This window comes from Candidatus Cloacimonadota bacterium, assembly GCA_011372345.1.
In the GTDB taxonomy this organism is placed as follows: Bacteria; Cloacimonadota; Cloacimonadia; order Cloacimonadales; family TCS61; genus DRTC01.
In genome coordinates this window covers 1-4,865 of record DRTC01000195.1, presented here as the reverse complement: position 1 = coordinate 4,865, position 4,865 = coordinate 1, and the positions used below count along the sequence as shown (strand labels likewise).

The window sequence follows — 4,865 nt, the reverse complement described above, 5'->3', positions numbered from 1 at the left end:
GTAAAAAAATATTTGATATAAATGTCATTCAAGATTTTTTTTCGAGTCGTAAGAAGCGAAGCGTCAACGACTCGAAAAAAAGAGCAATAAATATCCAATATCGAACAAGGAATGATGAATGATGAAAGAAACACACCTCCCGGCTAAAGTCGGACTCCTCTCAAGAGGAGATTTTCTCGATGCTCTTCGTGTGCTCTGTGTTAAAAAAGGAGTATAAATGCAATACAAAATATTTAATGTTCTTCCAACTTATGGAACAAACACTTATCTTGTCTGGGATGAAGACTCGAAGGAAGCGATCATGATCGATCCGGCAGCACCGGATAAAATTCTAATTCAGGAAATTCAAAGAAAAGGGCTGAATCTGAAATTTGTCGTTAATACACACGGACACGGAGATCATATTGCCGGAAATAAACTGCTGAAAGATAATTTCAAAACTCAATTATGCATTCACCGGGATGATGCGAAAATGCTGACTGATCCGCATCTGAATTTCAGCAGTTCGATCGGATTCAATCTTGTTTCTCCTAAAACAGATATAATTCTGGAAGAAGGCGGGATTATCAAACTTGGAAATATGGAAATAAAAATAATTCACACTCCCGGTCATACAAAAGGCGGGATTTGTCTTTATGTGGATAATCTCTTATTTTCCGGAGATACGATTTTCTGTGAAAGTATTGGGAGAACAGATCTTCCAGGTGGAAATTTCGAGGAGATAAAAAGATCGATCCAAAAAAAGTTGTTTATCTTACCTGATGATACAATCGTTTTACCGGGACACGGACCGGAAACAACGATTGGACATGAGAAGGTTGAGAATCCGTTTGTGGGGTTGGCTGCGAGATTTTAGAAAATCTATCCACGAATTTCACGAATTACACGAAGGAAAACTATATTTTAACTAATTTTCTTCAACAAAATACGATTCATTATCAATTACAACTGTTACAAAATCAGAATCTCTTCCGTCCATGACAATATCAAAATATTTTAGACTATCGTGTTGAGTATAAATTCCTTGAAAAGCAGCAAGAAAAGGACTTCCTGTTCTGGAACAACCGCAGTTATCTGACATTCTATCAAAAATGAATTTAAATGTTTCAGATTCTAATTGGGTAGACATACTATCGATAAATACGGAATCAGGCAATTCTTTGTTAAATGTTTCCATTTCGATTGAGATATTTTGAAGACAAAATTCACTTTCATTTCTAATGTTGATTAAGTATGCTTTAGAATCATCATCACAGCAAAAAGTAAGTAGAACCAAAAAAAGAAATAAAAAGAACTTTTTTATCATTTCACTTTTACCTCATCAACAAACACTTCTTACTCGCTAAAATTCTGTCTGCTTTTTCTAAAATAATATAATAAATTCCGGAACTTAAAAGATTACCTCTTTCATCTTTCCCATTCCATTCAATCGAAAATCGATCATCGTCAATCGAAAATCGTTTCACTTTCTGACCTCTCAAATTATAAATAGAAATTTCGGTGTCTTCAATGTTTTCAGTGTTTAATTGAAAATTGATTTTCATCTCTTTCTTAAATGGATTTGGAAAGACCGACAAATTGTATTCCGGAATTATCGTTTCATTCTCGACAGCAGTAAATCCCCAAACCAATCCGGCAAACTCCGGATGATCGATAAACGGATTTCGGTTTTCCTGAATCTCATAAACCGCATCATTTCTATCGAGTTCCTTTTCACTGACCGGATCATTCAAATGCCATTCGGAAAGCAGGTTTACTGCCCATGTTTTGAGTTCTGCTCCCTCGACCATCCCATTTTCGATCCAGCCATTATCTTCATTATAATAGCGCACGCTCATATAAAAATAGGAACGGGCAAAATCTCCCTTATATTCATCGATCGGTTCGAAAACCGTTCCTGAATATCCGGGATAAGAACAATCTCCTTTTTTGCTGCCGTTCATAGAAATCCAATCGATGTTCCCAACTTCTCCATAAGGAAGATTCCCGCGATGAGAATTTACATAACCATCTGTCGGGTAAATATGAAAAAGATCTGATCTCATGGGAAAATTTCCATTGAACCAACTGCTGGGCCAGGAATGTTCCTTGTTGTAGCAATCACCTTCTTCATCATATTGCCCGCATTGATCTGCTTCGATAAAATCATATTCATAAGGTGGATTTCCTCCCGGAATATCGGAATACATGTCCCAGACTTTTCCATTCGGTTTCTGATCTGTGTTCTCAAAATGTCCATGGATCGAACTGTAACTCACAGAATTATGATCATCGATTATGTTATGAAGTACGATTTTCAATTGTATTCCGCTTAAACCTTCTGTTCCATCATAATATCCTTCCGGAATATCCCCCAAAAGCGAAATTGCTCCGAGAAATAAAAACATCAAAAATATTTCTTTTTTCATAATTTCCTCACTTTATACAAATTCAATTTATTTTTTGGAAAAATCCTGTCAAAGAATTAAAACACTTTTTTAAAATACTTTTCCTGGTTGGAATCATCTCAAATCTGTCTTTTGTATTTATTGACACAAATCTCGAACAAAAGATTTTTGTTTGAAAGATTTAGGAAATGGTTGGAATGAGTCTGGAAAAGAAAAGAGGATTTTTCAAAATAGGACTTGAAGACGAAAAACTTCTGAATTTCAAAGAGATTTTTGGGAATGAGAATCCGGTTCATCTGGAAATAGGAAGCGGTCGGGGAGAATTTATTTCTATGAAATCGCTGGTTTTATGGAATAAAAATTTTCTGGGTTTGGAACTGAAAGATAAAAGGATTGATGATACCTTGAAAAAATTGAATTCTGAACATCATCGAAATGTGAGATTGATCAGACTTTTAGTTGATGAGAAGATCACGGATTGGATTTCTGAAAATTCCATCGAACGCATTTATATCAATCATCCGGATCCCTGGCCCAAAAAGAAGCATCATAAAAACAGGCTGATCCAAAATGACTTTCTCGATGCTCTTTATAAGATTTTGAAATTTAAAGGAGTGATCGAGATCAATACTGATCATCGAGATTATGCAGAATGGATTGTGGAAATTTTCAAAGCAAGGGATGATTTTAAGGTGATGTACGAAAATGGTTTTAGCAGAATTCCTGCAGAAGGACATATTGTGACACATTTCGAAGAGAAGAAAAGAAGGGAAGGATTCGAACCTTTGTTTATGAGGTTTAAGAAGATTTGATGGATCAGTAGCCCCATCGTCCCGATGGGATTGAAAAAATACAAACCACCGAGAGGTGGTGATACAGCAATTTTATCGTCTCGATGGGATTGAAAAAATACAGACCACCGGGACGGTGGTGATACAGAAAATGAACACGAAAAAGATCAAAGAAATATATCAGAAAAGTCTGGAGAAGATAGATCACGATTTGAGTCGTTTTGCCTGTCATGACAAATCTGCTTTTCGTTATAAACAGGAGCGAACCGATTTTTTACGATCAGCATTTGCTATCGATCGAGACAGGATTTTATACAGCGGAGCATATCGCAGATATCAAGGTAAAACGCAGGTATTTTCGTTCACGAATCTTTTCGATGAGGAGATGACAAATCGCAGTTTGCATACGACTTATGTTTCGCAGATTTCCAGAACTATCGGAAAAAGGCTGGGATTAAATCTCGAATTGATCGAAGCGATCGCACTCGGTCACGATCTCGGACATCCGCCTTTCGGTCATGATGGAGAAATGGCTTTGAGTAGATGTTGTCGAAAATACGGAATAGGTTCTTTCCATCACAATATCGAAAGTCTGCAAATCGTCGATTATATTTCTTCGGAAGGAAAAGGTCTAAATCTGACATTTCAAGTTCGAGACGGAATTATTTCTCACGATGGAGAAGTTCATAACAAACTTCTCAAACCAAATTGGAACAAAACAGAAAAAGATATTACGGAGTATGTCCAAAAGAAAAAAGCAGATGAAAGTATTTCCTGGATGCCGGCAACAATGGAAGGCTGCATAGTTAGAATTACAGATACGATCGCTTATATCGGGCAGGATATCGAAGATGCGATCAGACTCAAAATCCTGAAAAGAGAGGAACTTCCGAAAGACTGCACGGAATTTCTGGGAAATCGTAACAGCAGAATCATCGATACTTTGATCAAAAGTGTGATCGCTAATAGTTATGAGCAGGAATTTATTGCTTTTGATGAAGAAACTTCTTTTTACCTGAAAAAATTGAAAGATTTTAATTACGAGCGAATTTACACGAACGAGGATGTAAAAAAAACGAAGAAGATCATTGATAAAAGTATGGGAATTCTTTTCGAACAATATCTCGAAGAACTGGAGAAAAATGATCGAAATTCAAAAATATTTACTCAATTCCTGAATCGGAAACAAGAAAGATATTTGCAGAAATTTTCCAACTCTGAAAAAGTTCGGGATTTTATTGCTACCATGACGGACAGATATTTTAATGAGGAAGTGAAGAATTATTTGTTGCCGGGAAGTTTTTATTGATGAAAGAATAAAACCTTGAAAACGGATTCTGCCGGAAAAACTCTTTCAATTATCCTTTTCAATGGTTGGAAGATTAATAATTAAGAATGAAGGAATTAAAGAATGAAAACAGAATCATTAATCCAGGAAATTAATAAACTCGTTAAATCTCATTTATCAGATCTTTTGGGAACATATTTTTACGGTTCTCGTACAAGAGAAGATTTTTCCGAGGAATCAGATTATGATCTTCTATTGACCTTTGATCATAAATTGACTTGGAAGCAAAAGAATTTAATATACGATTTGATAGCAGAAATCGAGATGAAAGAAAGAATCGTAATCGATGTAAAAGCATATTGGAAAAAGGATTTATTTGAAGTCTGGACTCCTTTCAGG

At 35.7% G+C, this 4,865-nt stretch carries 6 protein-coding genes; 4 read left to right on the top strand and 2 right to left on the bottom strand.

The genetic code is table 11. The features are described from left to right. The first annotated feature begins 217 nt into the window (after positions 1–217). Positions 218–856 carry an MBL fold metallo-hydrolase gene (locus tag ENL20_03795; protein ID HHE37679.1) on the top strand — a complete coding sequence of 213 codons (639 nt, stop codon included), beginning with the start codon at positions 218–220 and terminating at the stop codon, positions 854–856. Between the two features lie 51 nt (positions 857–907). Here the strand turns inward: ENL20_03795 and ENL20_03790 are convergent, their stop codons facing one another. Then, the gene (locus tag ENL20_03790; GenBank protein HHE37678.1) at positions 908–1,306 is read right to left on the bottom strand and encodes a hypothetical protein; all 399 of its coding nucleotides are present in this window, start codon (positions 1,304–1,306) and stop codon (positions 908–910) included. 7 nt (positions 1,307–1,313) lie between these two features. After that, a complete protein-coding gene (locus tag ENL20_03785; protein HHE37677.1) occupies positions 1,314–2,408 on the bottom strand; it encodes a T9SS type A sorting domain-containing protein in 1,095 nt (364 codons plus the stop codon). A gap of 167 nt (positions 2,409–2,575) precedes the next feature. Here ENL20_03785 and trmB point away from each other — a divergent pair, with 167 nt between their 5' ends. The 3 genes from trmB to ENL20_03770 form a co-directional block, all read left to right on the top strand. Then, a complete protein-coding gene (gene trmB / locus ENL20_03780) occupies positions 2,576–3,199 on the top strand; it encodes a tRNA (guanosine(46)-N7)-methyltransferase TrmB (GenBank protein ID HHE37676.1) in 624 nt (207 codons plus the stop codon). Positions 3,200–3,329: 130 nt separating this feature from the next. Next, positions 3,330–4,487, top strand: a complete 1,158-nt coding sequence (locus ENL20_03775; GenBank protein HHE37675.1) for an HD domain-containing protein — start codon at positions 3,330–3,332, stop codon at positions 4,485–4,487. A gap of 102 nt (positions 4,488–4,589) precedes the next feature. Next, the coding region (locus ENL20_03770; GenBank protein HHE37674.1) for a nucleotidyltransferase domain-containing protein at positions 4,590–4,865 on the top strand (276 nt) is incomplete at its 3' end.

Bases quoted from the DNA above. Each gene is read 5' to 3' on its own strand.
- ENL20_03790 (HHE37678.1), bottom strand. From the start codon at position 1,306: ATGATAAAAAAGTTCTTTTTATTTCTTTTTTTGGTTCTACTTACTTTT.
- ENL20_03795 (HHE37679.1), top strand. From the start codon at position 218: ATGCAATACAAAATATTTAATGTTCTTCCAACTTATGGAACAAACACT.
- trmB (HHE37676.1), top strand. From the start codon at position 2,576: ATGGTTGGAATGAGTCTGGAAAAGAAAAGAGGATTTTTCAAAATAGGA.
- ENL20_03775 (HHE37675.1), top strand. From the start codon at position 3,330: ATGAACACGAAAAAGATCAAAGAAATATATCAGAAAAGTCTGGAGAAG.
- ENL20_03785 (HHE37677.1), bottom strand. From the start codon at position 2,408: ATGAAAAAAGAAATATTTTTGATGTTTTTATTTCTCGGAGCAATTTCG.